The following is a 1,258-nucleotide window of genomic DNA, read 5'->3' as shown; positions in this document are numbered from 1 at the left end:
CGCCCACACCCCGCTGCGCTGACCCCCTCCCCCCTCGCGATCTTGCACATTGGGTTGGCGAGATGCGTAATTTGCACCCTTCGCCGGGGCCAGAAGTGCAAGATCGCGGAGGTCAGGGCCGGGTCAGAGGGCGAGGCGGACGGCGGCGGTCAGGACCAGCTGGGCCAGGGCGAGGGGGACCAGGACCAGCCAGCAGAGGCGCTGGAGCTGGTCCTCTCGCAGGCGCGGGTAACTCACCCGCAGCCAGATGATCACGAACGAGACGGCGAAGACCTTGAGCAGCGTCCACAGCCAGCCGAGCTGGGCGTCCGCGAAGGGCCCCTGCCAGCCGCCGAGGAAGAGCACCGTGGTCAGCGCGGCGATCACCACGATGCCGACGTACTCGGCGAGCAGGAAGAAGGCGAACCGCAGCCCGGTGTACTCGGTCATGTAGCCGAAGACCAGCTCCGAGTCGGCGATCGGCATGTCGAACGGCGGCCGCCGGATCTCCGCCAGCCCGGCCACGAAGAAGATCACCATCGCGGGCGCCTGCCAGAGCAGCCACCAGGGCCGCCACGCCTCGACGATGCCGGAGAGGCTGAGCGTGCCGGCCGCCATCGCCACCGACGCGGCGGCCAGCACCAGCGGCAGCTCGTAACCGAGCAGCTGGGCGGCGCCGCGCAGCCCGCCGAGCAGGCTGTATTTGTTGGCCGATGCCCAGGCGGACATCAGTACCGCCACCACGCCGATCCCCACCACGGCGAGGACGAAGAAGAGCCCGATGTCCAGCGGCTGGCCGACCAGGTCGCCCGGGCCGAGCGGGATCACCAGCAGGGCGAGCAGGTACGGCACCAGGGCGATCGCCGGGGCGAGCCGGAAGACCGCCCGGTCGGCGTCGCGCGGGGTGACGTCCTCCTTCTGCACGAACTTGATGCCGTCGGCGACGAGCTGCGCCCAGCCGTGGAAACCGCCCGCGTACATCGGGCCGAGCCGGCCCTGCATGTGCGCCATGACCTTGTGCTCGGCCTGCCCCACGATCAGCGGCAGGGTGAGGAACGCGACCAGCACGCCCACCACCCGGAGGACCAGCTCCAACCAGGTCGGCATCAGGCCGGTCCTCCCTCGGACGTCGGTTCGTCACCGGCCGCCGGCCGCTCACCGCTCGCCGGTTCGGCACGGCTCGGGCCGGTCGGCCGCTCACCGGGGGTCGGTCGCGCCGACGGTTCACCCGCCGGGCCCGCCGGCTCCTGCCGCGGCGGACCGGTCGGCCTGTCTCTTA

The 1,258-nt window shown here is 71.7% G+C and carries 1 protein-coding gene; it reads right to left on the bottom strand.

Going from position 1 to position 1,258, the window contains the following annotated elements; all coding sequences use genetic code 11:
* Positions 1-123: 123 nt before the first annotated feature.
* Positions 124-1,086, bottom strand: coding sequence for an NADH-quinone oxidoreductase subunit NuoH (gene nuoH, locus DKL51_RS32060; RefSeq protein ID WP_109942620.1), 963 nt, complete (start codon positions 1,084-1,086; stop codon positions 124-126).
* Positions 1,087-1,258 lie beyond the last annotated feature (172 nt).

This window comes from Micromonospora globispora (genome assembly GCF_003857015.1).
GTDB lineage: Bacteria > Actinomycetota > Actinomycetes > Mycobacteriales > Micromonosporaceae > Micromonospora > Micromonospora globispora.
Note: the sequence above shows the minus strand (reverse complement) of the source record. Positions and strands in the feature narration are given on the sequence as shown.

Excerpts from the sequence above, each read along its gene's own strand:
- nuoH (WP_109942620.1), bottom strand. The coding sequence starts at position 1,086 with ATGCCGACCTGGTTGGAGCTGGTCCTCCGGGTGGTGGGCGTGCTGGTC.